Origin of the sequence: Gardnerella sp. KA00718, assembly GCF_049244285.1 — a bacterium.
Taxonomy (GTDB): Bacteria; Actinomycetota; Actinomycetes; order Actinomycetales; family Bifidobacteriaceae; genus Bifidobacterium; species Bifidobacterium vaginale.
In genome coordinates this window covers 300409-315202 of record NZ_CP058370.1, presented here as the reverse complement: position 1 = coordinate 315202, position 14794 = coordinate 300409, and the positions used below count along the sequence as shown (strand labels likewise).

General features: G+C 39.9%; 17 protein-coding genes. 8 read left to right on the top strand and 9 right to left on the bottom strand.

Annotated features, from left to right (window positions below):
• Nucleotides 1–50 precede the first annotated feature (50 nt).
• The gene (gene nrdE, locus HXT55_RS01310; protein ID WP_080575267.1) at nt 51–2273 is read left to right on the top strand and encodes a class 1b ribonucleoside-diphosphate reductase subunit alpha; all 2223 of its coding nucleotides are present in this window, start codon (nt 51–53) and stop codon (nt 2271–2273) included.
• A gap of 82 nt (nt 2274–2355) precedes the next feature.
• On the top strand, nt 2356–3450 hold the full coding sequence (gene nrdF / locus HXT55_RS01305; RefSeq protein WP_004114270.1) for a class 1b ribonucleoside-diphosphate reductase subunit beta: 1095 nt from the start codon (nt 2356–2358) through the stop codon (nt 3448–3450).
• Nucleotides 3451–3627: 177 nt separating this feature from the next.
• On the opposite strand, the gene HXT55_RS01300 is transcribed toward nrdF, so the two are convergent.
• Nucleotides 3628–3915: an addiction module antidote protein gene (locus tag HXT55_RS01300; protein WP_004114268.1), complete on the bottom strand. Its 288-nt coding sequence runs from the start codon at nt 3913–3915 to the stop codon at nt 3628–3630.
• Nucleotides 3916–4136: 221 nt separating this feature from the next.
• Between HXT55_RS01300 and HXT55_RS01295 the strand changes: the two genes are divergently transcribed.
• The 4 genes from HXT55_RS01295 (at nt 4137) to HXT55_RS01280 (ending at nt 6893) form a co-directional block, all read left to right on the top strand.
• Nucleotides 4137–4406, top strand: a complete 270-nt coding sequence (locus HXT55_RS01295) for a type II toxin-antitoxin system RelB/DinJ family antitoxin (RefSeq protein WP_004114266.1) — start codon at nt 4137–4139, stop codon at nt 4404–4406.
• A gap of 286 nt (nt 4407–4692) precedes the next feature.
• Nucleotides 4693–6144 (top strand): ATP-binding protein, encoded by a 1452-nt coding sequence (locus HXT55_RS01290; RefSeq protein ID WP_004114264.1) that lies wholly within the window; start codon nt 4693–4695, stop codon nt 6142–6144.
• A gap of 285 nt (nt 6145–6429) precedes the next feature.
• The gene (locus HXT55_RS01285) at nt 6430–6723 is read left to right on the top strand and encodes a DUF2089 family protein (protein ID WP_004116156.1); all 294 of its coding nucleotides are present in this window, start codon (nt 6430–6432) and stop codon (nt 6721–6723) included.
• Entirely contained in the window at nt 6720–6893 is a 174-nt protein-coding gene (locus tag HXT55_RS01280; protein WP_004110365.1) for a hypothetical protein, read from the top strand. The genes HXT55_RS01285 and HXT55_RS01280 overlap by 4 nt, the downstream gene beginning before the upstream one ends.
• Before the next feature lie 219 nt (nt 6894–7112).
• Here the strand turns inward: HXT55_RS01280 and HXT55_RS01275 are convergent, their stop codons facing one another.
• From HXT55_RS01275 to HXT55_RS01255, 5 genes are all read right to left on the bottom strand, one after another.
• Nucleotides 7113–8285: an exodeoxyribonuclease V gene (locus tag HXT55_RS01275; RefSeq protein WP_410313169.1), complete on the bottom strand. Its 1173-nt coding sequence runs from the start codon at nt 8283–8285 to the stop codon at nt 7113–7115.
• Nucleotides 8286–8319: 34 nt separating this feature from the next.
• A complete protein-coding gene (locus HXT55_RS01270; RefSeq protein WP_004114259.1) occupies nt 8320–8973 on the bottom strand; it encodes a response regulator transcription factor in 654 nt (217 codons plus the stop codon).
• Between the two features lie 34 nt (nt 8974–9007).
• Nucleotides 9008–9469 carry a hypothetical protein gene (locus HXT55_RS01265; protein WP_421792275.1) on the bottom strand — a complete coding sequence of 154 codons (462 nt, stop codon included), beginning with the start codon at nt 9467–9469 and terminating at the stop codon, nt 9008–9010.
• A gap of 279 nt (nt 9470–9748) precedes the next feature.
• Nucleotides 9749–10972 (bottom strand): histidine kinase, encoded by a 1224-nt coding sequence (locus tag HXT55_RS01260; protein WP_421792273.1) that lies wholly within the window; start codon nt 10970–10972, stop codon nt 9749–9751.
• Nucleotides 10966–11706, bottom strand: a complete 741-nt coding sequence (locus tag HXT55_RS01255) for a response regulator transcription factor (RefSeq protein WP_116437933.1) — start codon at nt 11704–11706, stop codon at nt 10966–10968. Before HXT55_RS01255 ends, HXT55_RS01260 begins: the two co-directional genes overlap by 7 nt.
• A gap of 193 nt (nt 11707–11899) precedes the next feature.
• On the opposite strand from HXT55_RS01255, the gene HXT55_RS01250 reads away from it, so the two are divergent.
• The gene (locus tag HXT55_RS01250) at nt 11900–12403 is read left to right on the top strand and encodes a hypothetical protein (RefSeq protein ID WP_014554325.1); all 504 of its coding nucleotides are present in this window, start codon (nt 11900–11902) and stop codon (nt 12401–12403) included.
• A 26-nt stretch (nt 12404–12429) separates the two neighbouring features.
• Here the strand turns inward: HXT55_RS01250 and HXT55_RS01245 are convergent, their stop codons facing one another.
• Nucleotides 12430–12777 carry a hypothetical protein gene (locus HXT55_RS01245; RefSeq protein WP_004573685.1) on the bottom strand — a complete coding sequence of 116 codons (348 nt, stop codon included), beginning with the start codon at nt 12775–12777 and terminating at the stop codon, nt 12430–12432.
• A gap of 246 nt (nt 12778–13023) precedes the next feature.
• On the opposite strand from HXT55_RS01245, the gene HXT55_RS01240 reads away from it, so the two are divergent.
• Complete coding sequence (locus HXT55_RS01240) at nt 13024–13260, top strand: hypothetical protein (protein WP_180372286.1); 237 nt, start codon at nt 13024–13026, stop codon at nt 13258–13260.
• 12 nt (nt 13261–13272) lie between these two features.
• Here the strand turns inward: HXT55_RS01240 and HXT55_RS01235 are convergent, their stop codons facing one another.
• Entirely contained in the window at nt 13273–13887 is a 615-nt protein-coding gene (locus HXT55_RS01235; RefSeq protein WP_004138761.1) for an FMN-binding protein, read from the bottom strand.
• A gap of 55 nt (nt 13888–13942) precedes the next feature.
• Complete coding sequence (locus HXT55_RS01230) at nt 13943–14788, bottom strand: ABC transporter ATP-binding protein (RefSeq protein ID WP_004114240.1); 846 nt, start codon at nt 14786–14788, stop codon at nt 13943–13945.
• Nucleotides 14789–14794 lie beyond the last annotated feature (6 nt).

Genomic DNA, 14794 nt, shown 5'->3' with positions numbered 1-14794 from the left:
AAACAGCGTTTGAAAAGCAAAACTAACGCACGAGGAAAGGAATAAACACCATGAATAGCACGGATCCGATGAGCGAATCTACTTCGCTTAATCTTGATCACACTGACGACACCAACACTGCTAGCAGCACAGCAGAGCGCATTCGCAACAGCCGCGACTACCACGTTCTTAACGCTATGCTCGGTCTTTTCGACCCAGAAAAAGGTATTCAGTTTGATAAAGATCAGGAAGCAGAAAAGCTTTACGTTTCGGGTTACGTGCAAGAACACAGCATGAAGTTTGCTTCAACTCATGAGCGCTTGAACTATTTGATTAGCAACTACTACTACAACGGAAACGTGTTCAGCAAGTATAGCAGCGAGTTTCTAGATAAGTTCTACGAGCACGCAGAAGCTGCTCACCACACTTTTGGCACTTTCTTGGGTGCTTTTAAGTTCTACACTTCTTACGCTTTAAAGACTTTCGACGGCAAGCAATATTTGGAAAACTTCGCTCAGCGCGCAGCAGCCGTAGCTTTGGAACTTGCAGATGGCGATGAAAAAGCAGCGCTCAACTATTTGGACGAGATGCTTGCAGGCCGCTTCCAGCCAGCCACTCCAACGTTCTTGAATCTTGGTAAAGCTCAGCGCGGAGAGGCTGTGAGCTGCTTCCTCGTGCGTTTGGAAGATAATATGGAGTCTATTGCACGCGGAATTAACTCTGCTTTGCAGCTTTCTAAGCGCGGCGGCGGCGTGGCTCTGCTTCTTACGAATTTGCGCGAGCTTGGTGCTCCTATTAAGCGCATCGAAAATCAGTCGAGTGGCGTTGTGCCTGTTATGAAGCTTTTGGAAGATTCATTCTCTTATGCTAATCAGCTTGGCGCTCGTCAGGGCGCTGGTGCCGTGTATATTAGCGCTCACCACCCAGATATTATGCGTTTCCTTGACACTAAGCGCGAGAACGCGGACGAGAAGATTCGTATTAAGTCGCTTTCTTTGGGTGTTGTGATTCCAGATATTACTTTTGAGCTTGCTAAGCGTAAGGAAAAGATGGCTTTGTTTAGCCCTTACGACGTTGAGCGCGAGTACGGAAAGCCTTTTGCAGACATCTCCGTTACCGAGCATTACGATGAGATGGTTGCAAATCCTCGCATTCACAAGAAGTACATCGACGCTCGCGAATTCTTTATGACTCTTGCAGAGATTCAGTTTGAGTCTGGATACCCTTACATTTTGTTTGAAGATACTGTAAATCGCACGAATCCTATTGAGGGCCGCATTACTATGAGCAACTTGTGCTCCGAGATTTTGCAAACTCAGGAAGCAAGCACTTATAACGCCGACTTGTCTTATAGTCACGTTGGCCGCGATATTTCTTGCAATCTTGGCTCGCTTAATATTGCTAAGGCGATGGACGGTGACTTGGGTACAAGCGTTGATTTGGCTGTGCGCGCGCTCACGTCTGTTTCGGAGCATACTTCGATTGATTCCGTGCCTTCGATTCGTCGCGGAAACGCAGAGGGCCATGCTATTGGCTTGGGTCAAATGAATTTGCACGGTTTCCTTGCTCGCGAGCACATGCAGTACGGAAGCGAGGAAGCTCTTGACTTTACAGACATGTACTTTATGACGGTTGCTTACCACGCTTATAAGGCTTCTCACGCTTTGGCTGTAGAGCGCGGGACTGCTTTTGCAAGCTTTAAGACTAGCGCTTACGCTAAGCCTGCAGGAAAAGGCAACTACTTCGATAAGTACACTGATGGCAGCCGCTCGCTTGAGCCTAAAACTCAAAAGGTTCGCGATTTGTTTGCTCGTTTTAACGTTGCAATTCCAACCGTTTCGGATTGGGAGCAATTGCGCGACGAGATTTTGCGCGATGGCATTTACAACGAGTATTTGCAGGCTGTTCCTCCAACTGGTTCCATATCGTACATAAACCATTCCACGAGTTCAATACACCCGATTGCTTCTCGCATTGAGATTCGCAAAGAGGGCAAAGTTGGCCGCGTCTACTACCCTGCTGCATACATGACGAATGACAATATGCAGTACTTTAAGGATGCTTACGAGATTGGTTGGAAGGCAATTATTGACACTTACGCGGAGGCAACTCAGCATGTAGATCAGGGATTGTCTCTTACTTTGTTCTTCCCAGACACTACGACTACTCGCGATTTGAACAAAGCTCAGATTTACGCGTGGCGTAAGGGTATTAAGACTCTTTACTACATTCGTATTCGCCAGAAGGCTTTGGAAGGTACAGAAATCGAGGGTTGCGTAAGCTGCACGCTGTAAACCTTATGGTTGTAAATCTTTCGCAAATTAAATCAAAAACTTAAAAATTTTATAAAACGTAAACACAGAATCAGGAGTAATTATGACAGAACTCAGCCCAACTGCGCTCGATCCAACAGAACTTCGCAGTAGCTTAGATAAGCCTTTCGGCACGAACCGCGTAATCGCAGACGACGCTATGATGGCAGATTCCATCACCCCAGCTCAATACCGCTATCATCACGGATCTCGCGTGCGCCCAGTTAATTGGAATAATATTGTTGACGACAAGGATTTGGACGTTTGGAATCGTCTTATTGCTAACTTCTGGCTTCCTGAAAAGGTTCCGCTGAGCAACGATATTCCTTCTTGGCGTTCCCTCACCGATCTTGAACGCAAGACAACTACTCGCGTTTTTACAGGCTTAACTTTGCTTGATACCAGCCAGGCAACTATTGGCGAACTTTGCCAGATTGAGCACGCACGCACGGAGCACGAGCAGGCTATTTACACGAATATTGCTTTTATGCAGTCGATTCACGCGCGCTCCTACTCCTCTATTTTCTCCACTCTTTGCTCTAGCGAGGAGATTGACGAGGCTTACCGTTGGGCTGTTGGAAACGACGTTTTGCAGCAGCGAGTTACAACCGTGCTTTGCGAGTATGAGAGCGAAGATCCACTTAAGCGTAAGATTGCTGCAACTATGCTTTCTTCGTTGCTTCTTTACGCAGGTTTCTACCTTCCGCTTTACTTTGCTTCCCGCGGCAAGATGATGAATACTGCCGATATGATTCGCTTGATTTTGCGAGATAAGGCGATTCACGGCTACTATTCTGGCTACAAGTTCCAGCGCGGTTTGGAGCTTAGAAGCGAGAACGACAAGAAGAATCTTGAAAAGTTCACTATGAACTTGCTTGATACTTTGTATGATTTGGAAGTTGAGTATTCTGGTCAGATTTACGAAGGATTTGACTTCCACGATGACGTTTTTGACTTCGTTCGTTACAACGCTAACAAGGCTTTGATGAACCTTGGCTACCCTGCTAAGTACAGCGAAGAAGAAACTCACGTAAGCCCAGAGATTCTTGCGGCTCTATCTCCTGCAGCCGACGAAAATCACGACTTCTTCTCTGGCTCTGGTTCCAGCTACATTATGGGCAAGTCTGTTGAAACCGACGACGACGATTGGGATTTCTAGTCGCTAGTCGCTTTACTAATTAATTAGGTTGCTTATGCACTTTCATAAGCAACCTTTTTTATTTAATTATTTAAGAATATTTCCGTTTTGGAACTATTTTTAAATATCCGCGTACTTACTGAGTTATCGTGGCAGATTTTATAAGATTTGCATTTTCTGCCATGATAACTGTGTGCGTCACACATTTGCTGGTTCTATTGCAATACGTCCACCTAATGCTTGAACAACCTTCGCAATAGTTTGGAAGCTGGGATTGCCGTCTCGTCTTAAGCTTTTGTAAAGGCTTTCCCTTCCAACCTCGGCTTTTTGAGCAATTTCTTTCATTCCTCTAGCTTTTGCAATATCGCCTATAGCGGCTTGCAACAAGCGAGGATCGTTAAGTTCTGCTGCAGCATTGAGATACGCAATAACATCATCATCGTTCTCAAGATACTCACTCGCATCCCATTTACTTATATTTACCATTTTCTCATCCAATTGCGATACTCATCTGTTTTAAGTATCTCCATAAAAATATTTTATCCTGCAGGATACAATTTTGCAATTTTTGCCATGATAACTTGTTATTTTGTAATAATTGTGTACACAATGGCGCTACTTTGGCATTACGTTGGGTGCTACATGTCTGCTACAATAAAGCAAAGCACGAATAACAAATTTATGATTCTAAGCTTAAAGGAAACGACATGACTTCTACAAAAACGGTTAAAACAGGCAGATTAAGTGTAAGAGTTAATCCAGAAATACGAGATAGTGCATCGCAAGTTCTTGAACATTATGGTCTTGATATGAGTTCAGCAGTCAACCTATTTTTGTATCAGATTGTAAATACGCAACGTTTCCCATTTTCACTTGAAAGTTCTCCATATGAGCACTCTATTGATGAAGCTATGAAAGAAAAACCAATAGCTGCAGGTACTGTTGACGATTTTGCTGAGCTGATGCGCAATGCCTAAACCGCCATTTTATAGTCCAATCTATCTGCGAGATGTTCTACTGTTGTATCAAGTTAAAGAAGATTGCATTATATTCCTACGCTTAGGATCTCATGACGACTTATTCTAGTTAGCAAAAACTGTCACGATAACGCATGATTGCGTTGAGCATATTGAAAAATAATATAATTTAGATTATTATAATTATGATTATAATAATCGCGATTATATTAACTAGAGTGCAGATTCAGCAGCAATAAGATGCGCTGAAAAGTATTGCAATTATTGGCGTAACGGCAGGTGGAATATGGTTTTTGTTGGCAGACAAGACGAGTTACAAGTACTTGAAAAATTATATGAGAACAGCAAACACTCGTTCCAAATGGCAATAGTTTATGGTCGAAGACGAATAGGAAAAACTTCGCTTATTTCACAATTCTGTAAAAATAAGCACGCAATACTTTTTACTGCTCGCGAGCAAACTAATATCGAGAATTTGCGTGATTTCTCGCGCACTGTGTACGACTTCTTCAATCTACCGTCAACTACAGGATCGTTTAATAATTGGAACGACGCTCTCGATTTTGTTGCGCAACAATCTAACGCCGTAGACCAGAATGCTCCTAAATCTCCACTTATTCTAGTTTTCGACGAATTTCCGTACGCAGCTCAAGCAGATAAATCCTTAGCGTCAACATTCCAAGTCGCAATAGATCATAAATTTAAAAACGCGAACATGACTCTTATTTTGTGCGGCAGTAACGAAGGATTCATGGAAAGTGAAGTGCTTGGCAAAAAGAGTCCGCTTTATGGAAGACGTACCGCACAGATTCGCTTGCAACCATTTAATCTTTTTGAAGCATCTGAGCTTATGCCAAATAATGCTACTTGGGAAGATAAAATCAACTATTTTGCATCCCTTGGAGGAACACCATACTATATAGAGCAGTTAGATAATAAGTCTTCGTTTGCGGAAAATCTTGAGCAATTATGCTTTAACATTTCGGGAATTTTGTACGCTGAACCAGACATGCTCATGCGCCAGGAATTGCGCGATCCTTCAACATACAATAGTGTGCTAAATGCTCTTGCTACGGGATGCAATACTCCGACTTTAATATCGGATCGCATTGGATTGCCAGCTACATCAGTGAACGTGTATTTGAAAACATTAGAAGGCCTTGGATTAATTGAAAGAAATATTCCATTTGGCATGAATCCACTTCATTGCAAAAAAGGATTATGGCAGATTTGTGACCCATTCTTTGCGTATTGGTATAGGTTTGTAGCGCCTAATAAAGGATTGATCGAACGCGGACTTTCACACGCTGCCGCAAGTAGTGTTCTTGGCGGTGAGCATGAAGCGTTTAGTACTTTTGTAGGTCAACAGTTTGAGAAAATGTGCGAACAGTGGATTGTGCACCAATGCAAAGTTGACGGAATGGACTTTTTGCCAACTAAGTTAGGTAAATGGTGGGGTGCGGATCCTATTGCTCGTGAGCAAACCGATATTGATATTGTTGCAGAAGACGATATTAACAAGCAGCTTCTTATTGCAGAATGTAAGTGGCGTAATAATCTTAACGAAGCTGAAGCAGTGAGCAAGTTGTTGCAGCGCGCAACTTTAGTTGAGAATGCAAAAAATAGCGATTATAAGAAAATATTTATGTTGTTTACAAAACATCCAACTTCTTACAATCCTCGTCATGCTAAAACAATCATCAACTTCGTTGACGCACAAACAATGTTTTTTAACTGATTGCGCGACAATAGTTACGTACTATATCGCGCAGCCGAAATCACGCGTTATCGCGTCAGTTTTTATAAGATTTGCAATTTTTGTCACGATAACTTCATCTTCTCATATGTTACGTAAATATATATCTTTATTATTTTTGCGACAAAACGACAATTTTGGCGACATAAAAATGTCGCTTTGTGCCATATTTCCCATGTTTATTCTTGACAAACTCATACAGCAACTTTAATATTTTTAATAAAAGTTTAATTTAATTAAAGTTTATAGGCTGAAGAAAGGGGTGATATGGATCATATTCCAAGATGGATGGCTAATCTCACAGACGAAGACATGTCGTTTATAAAGAACTTTGTATTATCGTCTGGATCGTTAAAAGAAATGTCGCAAATGTATCAAGTCTCTTACCCAACGATGAGAATCAGGCTTAACAGGCTCATTGAAAAAATTCAAATAAGCGACAATGAACCAGAAGACCCGTTCGTTCTTTTAGTAAAGAGTCTTGCTATTGACGATAAATACGATGTTGACACAGCTCGAACACTCATAAACGAATATAGAAAAAGAAAGGATGAATCATGAGCTATGCATTATTTGGTCCGATAATTGACATTCTTATCGCACTTGCTATATGTGCTTTAGTGTTCTTTATCGCAAGAAGTCTTATTCGCTATGCGCATTCTCTTAAAAAGGACGATAAGTCATCTAAGCAGTCTGCAGAAGATAAAAGAATTGCGTTACAGGACTTATAAAACACAAAAACCGAGTTATCGTGGCAGTTTTTGCTAGATTTGCAATTTTTGCCACGATAACTCGATATAAAATAGCAACGAAACAGCATTCTGCATCACATATTAACCGCTTACTTGCATCTGCTGCACAAAGGCGCGTCCAAATACTCGATTGAAAAGCATCCAAATACTCGATTAAATCGCAAGAAAGCACAATAATTAATTATTCTTGCATAATGGCTATTTCTCTACATGAAGCGGAACGTGTACATTAATAATCCACGAATCGTCATCTTCAATAACTTTAAAAGTTCCACCAGCCCGTTCCGCAAGCATCTTATGAAGACGCAGTCCATATCCTAATTGCAAGTTAGCAAGAATACCGCGTTGCGCACTATTTATACACGTAATATGACATTCATGGTCATTAAGCATTACATTCATAGCATATTCTTTAGGTTTTGCAGCATGCTTTTTTACGTTTGCAAGTAGTTCTCGACAAATATATTCAATTTGAGCACATTCTTCAAAAGGCAAACGCATTGATCGAGAATCTTCAGCAGTTAAATCACTACTCAAGTCAATGGAACCAATATAGCCAAGCTTTTCAAATGACTTTTGTTCACAGTCAAATAAAACACGTAAGCCTGTGCAAAAATCTTTATAACATGTAGTAGATTGCATAACATCACCAGTGCTTGCAGTTGTAGCATTGTCAAGAAAAGAAATGATATTGCGTGCTTTATGAATAGTTGTAGTAGCACATTGAAGAATCTCTCGTGAATTTTCATGCTCTTGGTCATGAGTCGTTTGAGGTTCAATAGATTGTTGTGCCATCATCATAATACTGGAAAGCTCATTAGTTACTTCATCGTGCATGCGAATTGCCGCAATAGTGGCATATTTTTGAAAAACGTTGTAACGCTGTGCAAATAACTGCTCCTGTTGCTGGTGAATAGTAGAAATATAGTATTTTACGATTGCGCTAGAAATAAGAGTGATAAGAAGCCACCACCCCAACACATAAGCGTTTTGAAAATCGCATATAATAAAGAGCCATGAAGATACTCCGCAAGAAGCAAGCACGGTGTACCAAGGTTGAGTAATTACAGCAATTGCCAAACAAATCAATATGGTAAGCATCATAGATGAATAGTTGATATTGGGTGCAACAATTACCAACGGCATCCAAATGAGCACAATAAAAGATGCCTTACGTGGCCATATTGCAATACATAAGCATATTACAATCCATACTATTTCAACTGTAATTGCATGCCAATTAGAGTAGTAATGAAGATTATTATAGGAACAAATTTCAAGAATCAAAGTACAACTTATGATTGCACCAATTCCAATTTTCTGCCAAGCATCATGCGGCAAAAAATTGATCATACGCATTAATAATTTCATAACTACCTACTTTTACACGTTAATTTCTTACACGTTATATGTCATGCGAGTATTTTGCGAGCGCAGCGAGCGCCTGCATGCGACTTTTAACTTGAAGTTTTCCATAAATACGCCGTAAATGCGTGTTGACTGTTGAAACTTTCACATTAAGCTGATCTGCAATCTCTTTCGTAGAAGATCCCTGTTTGCACAAGCGCATAATTTCCGATTCTTGAGGAGACAAAACTGAAGTCTTCGGAAGTTGAGAAATCATATTAAATGATTCTTGCGGAGTGTGAAAATAGTCAATATATTGTGGCAATTCTGGGCAACCGTAGCTTGTTGCGCGCGATTGGATGGCTGCAACTACGTCTGCTAAATTGTCTTTATGTACTAGCGCTTGACCACCCGACTTAGCAACTTGCAATACGTATTCATCTAGCATGTAGGAAGTAATGCCAATTAAAACAATATTGCTATTGCGCTCGCGAATTGCCTTAATTACATCAACACCACTCATTTCTCTCATTGACATATCTACTAAAAGTACGTCAGGAGTATTCTCTGCAACGCAACGATGAATAGCTTGTTTTGCAGAAGAACACATCCATGCACAAACAAAGTTTTCAGGCAAACGACTTTTAAGAAGAAGTTGCATATATCGCAATACAAGCGTGTCATTATCAACAATTGCGTAAGTAGTGTTCATACAATATATGATATCTTGTTTTGGAATCCGCTTATCAAGAGATGTGCGATTGTATTGTTTTTCTCAAATTATCAAGATTGTACACATTAAAGTGCCATACGCTAGCACTTTCCGTTGGCACACTCCATTCTTCGGTTTTGCCATTCGCAGTAAAACGAATTATTTGAGTTGTTGGTTTACTTATAACTTCAAAATTAGTGAGTTGATTCCACGCAATACGACGAAGATACTTATCGTCTAATTTAGCTAGATTACCCGAGCCTAAAATGACATTCGGATTAACAATAATAAACTCATTATTAGTGGCAGCAATAATACGCGCAACAACGCCTTGCGCTACATAGAATAATTTAGGTAACAAAAATAGTTTGATTAAATCTTTCCACCAAGGGTCGTATTTCATTGTAAATACATACGTCTTATCAACTGAAAGATTGTGATCTTTAAAATACTTGACGATATCTTCTTCTCGCATACCGCGCAAAGGATTAGTCATAATAAGCACCTCCTCGTGATTCTCGTTTTGTAAATTACCAACATACTAGCGTGCAGATTTTATCTACACAAATAAGCGTACCTATTTTTAACGATAGTGCTTTTAGAAAACTTTTAAAAAACTTTTACTATTAGCAGTTTGTATGTTCTCAACAATCAACATTTAAGAATATTTCCGTTTTGGAATTATTTTTAAATAGAGGCGTACTTATGGAGTTATCGTGGCAGATTCTGTTAGATTTGCGATTTTTGCCACGATAACGCAAGAGTCTGATTGATACTAGTTTAGCGGAATAACAACATTGACCAGCCAAGTGTCGTCATCTTTTTGCGCGTTTAAAGATCCACCTAAACGTTCCACAAATTTTTTGTGGAACAGTAGCCCTTTGCCAAAAACAAGCCTTTCGCCAAACTTGTTCAACGTCGAAATCGAATTCATGCACATTATTTTGCATTCACGCTCATCAACCATAACATTCATAGAAAAATCAACGCTAGTACTGCAATGCTTACGAATATTAGTAAGCAGCTCGCTGCACATGCGAATAGCACATTGAGCTTTTTCAGTACTAATAGTTGCAGATGCAGTAAAATCACCACTCCCCGAACTTTTATCATTCACTGTTAGAGAGCCATAGTACCCAAGCTGCTCGCAAATCTTACGTTCAGCCTGTAAGCGTGCGCGAATATTGCATAAGAAATCAGCCAAACTTATGCGATTATTGCTATTAGAACTATAAATAAACTGCGTGCTGGCAATATTTGAATCTAAAGAATCATCATACTTATGCTCAGCTTGCTCAAGTAGATTAATAACAAGTCGCGTTTTAGAAAGCGTATTACGAGAATGCTCAACAATCTGCTCTAGCGACTCTTTTGTATGATCACTTTTCTCGGTATACAAAGCATCAGTCGCAAGCAATGTAATATCCGTAATCTCATTGTTCACATCGTCGTGCAATTGCAATGCAACAGAAGCAATATAAGACTGGAACTCACTGCGCACAATATCCATTTTTGCGCGATTATTTTCCTCCAACATGTTCAAATACTTGCGCAAAGCGTAACCGCAAATCATGGAAATAAGAATAAAACAAGGGAAAGTAAGCGGAATATACGCCATTTTTGCAAAGTACATAATATTCAGCGAAACTATGTACGCACAAAGCAAATACTTCCACGAATCGTAAAAGCCTGCAACAAACATGCTAGCGATCAATGAAAAAAGAAAGCAAGTTGCATTTACGCCTGGTACTGCTAACGTTACGCAATATAAAATCGGAGTTACGAGGGATATTTGACGAGGAAAAGCAATCAAAAGAAATATTGCGAACATCCAAACGTATTGGCACACAGATTGTAATGGATTATGCCACAAACCAGCTGTATTGCAAGATTGCACATCCATTGACACTACAAGAATCGCCAATATTATGAATAAAGTTCGTTGAATTTTCCAGCTTTTAACCAACTCAATAACGCGCGAAAATGTTTTCATTAACATGCGTTATCCGTTTCTTGCAAAAGATTCGGATGATTCTGCGGCGAATCATTAAAATATTGCATATTGCTATTTTGCTCACGATTTTGCATTGCAGCAAACGCGGATATTGCTTGCACTCGGTTAGAAACATGTAATTTTTTGTAAATTCTATGAATATGCGTGTTAATAGTGTTTGGCATAAGACCAAGTTGAGACGCAATCTGATTCGTTGTGTACCCTTTAGCAAGCAGATCCATAATTTTTAGTTCTTGAGGCGGCAAAACGCTGCGCGATCTTGATTTAGAAAGCCTAATAAAAGATTCTTGCGGAGTAGCAAAATCGTAAACAACGTCTTTAACGCAACGGCAGCCATACACATTCTGCTTATCGCAATATTGCAAAGCTTCTGCTAGCCATTTGAAATTGTCTTTAGCAACCATCGCTTGCCCGCCAACTTGCGAAACCATAGAAGCGTAGGATCTACAATCGTAAGAAGTCATGCCAATTAAAATAATGCTGTTGTTTTTCTCACGAATTGCGCGTATTACGTCTACTCCAGACATGTCTTTCATTGACATATCTATCAGAATATAATCTGGAGTAGTTTTTGCTACTTGGCAATATTTCAAAGCTTGCACGCCTGATTTTACGCACCATTTGCACTCGTACTCGCTTGGCAAAAGCTTGCTGAGCACGTTTTGCATAACCGCTAAAACTAATGTGTCGTTATCTACTATTGCATACGTTTTTTGCATAATGGCTTTCTTGCAATCTTATGCTACTTTTCCTACATTCTACTTTATAAGCATGCGCAAAATAGAGCAAATCGTGTAGTAATAAATGATTACAAGTAATGCATGTAAATCAAATGTGATTATAATGAGTGACAATATGTGACTTTTGGTTGCGTTGAAAATTTATTTTTAATAATGATTGCAGCAGGATTATATGAAAAAACGACTAGTAGTATTGCACTCCGCAGAAGTAGCTGCGATGGCGTTTGCCTCAGCAGCTGCTTTTATGCGTAGCTTTGACTTTTTCGCTTTGTGGCTTGTTCTAGGACTTCTTTCTGTTGCAATGTATTCTTGTGCATATTTTTTCTTGCTCAAAAGCGTTATTAAAGCAAAAAATGCGTATATAGAAAATAATATATCTAAGCTTAGCGGCGCGGGCGCTAACAGCATAAGTAGTGATGTTGAGAATATAGAAAACAACAAAGATTACATAATGACTCTTGAGCGAGAGCGCAAAAAAGTCGAATCACAAAATAATCAAATACTCAACAATTACTCAAATAATTTAATAAATATTATTACATGCTTTATTTGTGGGCTTATTCACGTTCCTTGGATTTATTACTACGGAATTGCAAATGGCGTTTTAACATTAGTGATTCTGTGGCGAGTAATAAAGCGTCCACAAGGTCACCCTATTGATGAAAGCGATTTTTAAAGATTTAAGACTTTAAGGATTTAAGCTTATTGCTGATCTTCCATTGAAAGATTTAATCCTTTTGCAGCATTGCGAAAATATTCTATGTGATCGCCATAACCGTCTGCAATAATAGCATCCTCTTTTACAACAAAAGAGCCATTTTCTAGCACAATATATTTTGTAAAGAATTCTTCTAATTGCTTAGCTAATTCATCAATTTCATCTTGTGAAAGCCCATCGCTACTATTTTCCGCAAAGTTATCTTCCTGCTTTTGAATTTGATTAATGCTATTTTCACTAACATTTCCTATTTTGTTTACGTTATCTTCTGGCTGCCAAGAGTTTATGCCAAAATCACTCATGCTTACACTACCCATATTTGCGCTACTCATGTTTGTGTCTCCTTGTATTTGTAACATATTCACAACTTATATTCGCAGCACATTTGTGCGTTGCTTTAAGTCTAATTACAAACATTTTCCGCGCAATCTTGAGTACTGAGTTCTGAGTACATAGTATTGCTCGAGGGATTGCAACATTTATACTAGAAATACAAAATACATACGAACGATAAGCAATGTACATGAATTAGCTACAATGCTCACAAACAAAACAGCAAATTGGAAGGGAAACAACTCATGAGCAAGTACTATATAAAACTTATTAAAAAAACGCTTATTTGGATTCTTAAGTGGGCAATATTTACAGCATTCGAATTCCTTATTTTGTACGTTGCGCTTATATCTTGTAATCATGATTTTGTACAGTTCATGCACGAATACAGTAATGCTATTATTCCATTTATGGCAACAACCGGAGCCATGACAGCAACGATGATTCGCAACGAAGGCACTATTTTTGAAGTCAAAGATTAAGGTGGTTCAAGATTATTTTGCGGATTGAATTGAAGCCTCTTGGCGAGCAACGTCAAGCGCTTTGTTGAAGGCATCACTAGTCCAACTTGCTCCAGCAACAACCGAAATATGCAAATCTTTTAACGGTTTTCCAACGATTTTTCCTGGAATAGCCTCACTGAAAGCGCTCATGTGTTTTTTGGAGATTGGCGTAAACGGATGAGACGTTATTTGCACACTGCTAATATTTCCATTTGCAACGCTTAAATTCACGTCAATGCTATCTTCTGCAACTGGCCCATACTTAGCTTTGATTTTGTAATCGCCATCTTTGTAATTGCCAGTGTCTGTTTTAGGCGAATTTTGCTGATTTTGCGAATCCTCACTTTGCGCGGAAGCGTGCGATTGTTGAGCACCAGAATCGTAAGATTTCGAAGCATTGCCACTATCGTTTTCGCTTTGACCAGAGTTTCCTGCAAACTCATCATTCATTGGAACGGCACTCGGCTCGCCGCAAGATGCAAGAAACGCACTTGAGCTAGCCAAAACCGCAATCGCAGCAACCGTTTTTGCAATTTTTTTAGACTTCAAATCATCACGCAAATTAGTGCAGCGTGAAACATTGTGAAACATATTGTCTAAAATCATAAATCATCGCCTTTAAATCTTAAATTAAAACTATGCGCAACTAATCATTTAAAAACTAATCATCTAAATTCGCTAATTTAGGTGACTTAGTAGGCTCATGATTTTGCAAAGCTTCCGCAACGCTTTCATCAACATGTGCACTCGTAAACGCAGGCTTGCCACCAATCGCCTCGTACGCTTTGCGCGCAACCTCATTATTCCAACGTTCACCAACAAGCACACCGTGGTTGAGCATAATTTCACGATCCGCGCATTGAGCAACCAAAGAATCGTGCGTTACAACAATAATCGTAGTTCCCTGGGAATGAAGCTGCTTAAACAAGTCGAGTACAATCTGCTCATTCTTTTCGTCCAAATTACCAGTCGGCTCATCCGCAAGAAGCAACTTCGGGCAGTTAATAAGAGCACGCGCAACGCAAACGCGCTGCTGCTCACCGCCAGAAAGCTGGCTTGGTAAATGATGTGCTCTGTCCTTTAATCCCACGCGTTCCAAGGCTTCCATTGCTTGCGATTCATCTACAACTGAATGATAATATTGCGCAACCATCACATTTTCTACAGCTGTTAAATGTGGCACAAGATAAAACTTTTGAAACACAAGACCGATTACGTTTTTGCGAACGTCTGCAAGCTGGCCCGCGTTCAAATCCTCGAGTTTGCGGCCTTGCAAAGCAACGGAGCCTTTAGACGGCGAATCCATGCACCCAATAATGTTCATTAGCGTAGTTTTGCCAGAGCCGCTCGAGCCAACAATCGAAAGCCACTCGCCTTGCGGCACAGTAAGCGACAAATCGTCAACAGCGCGAAGAGAGCCGTAAATCTTGGAAACATGGTCCAAAGTCAACAGCATTTCTGGCTCAGCTTTTGTGCTCTCCAGCTTAGTTTCTTTATTCTCTGTCATATTAAA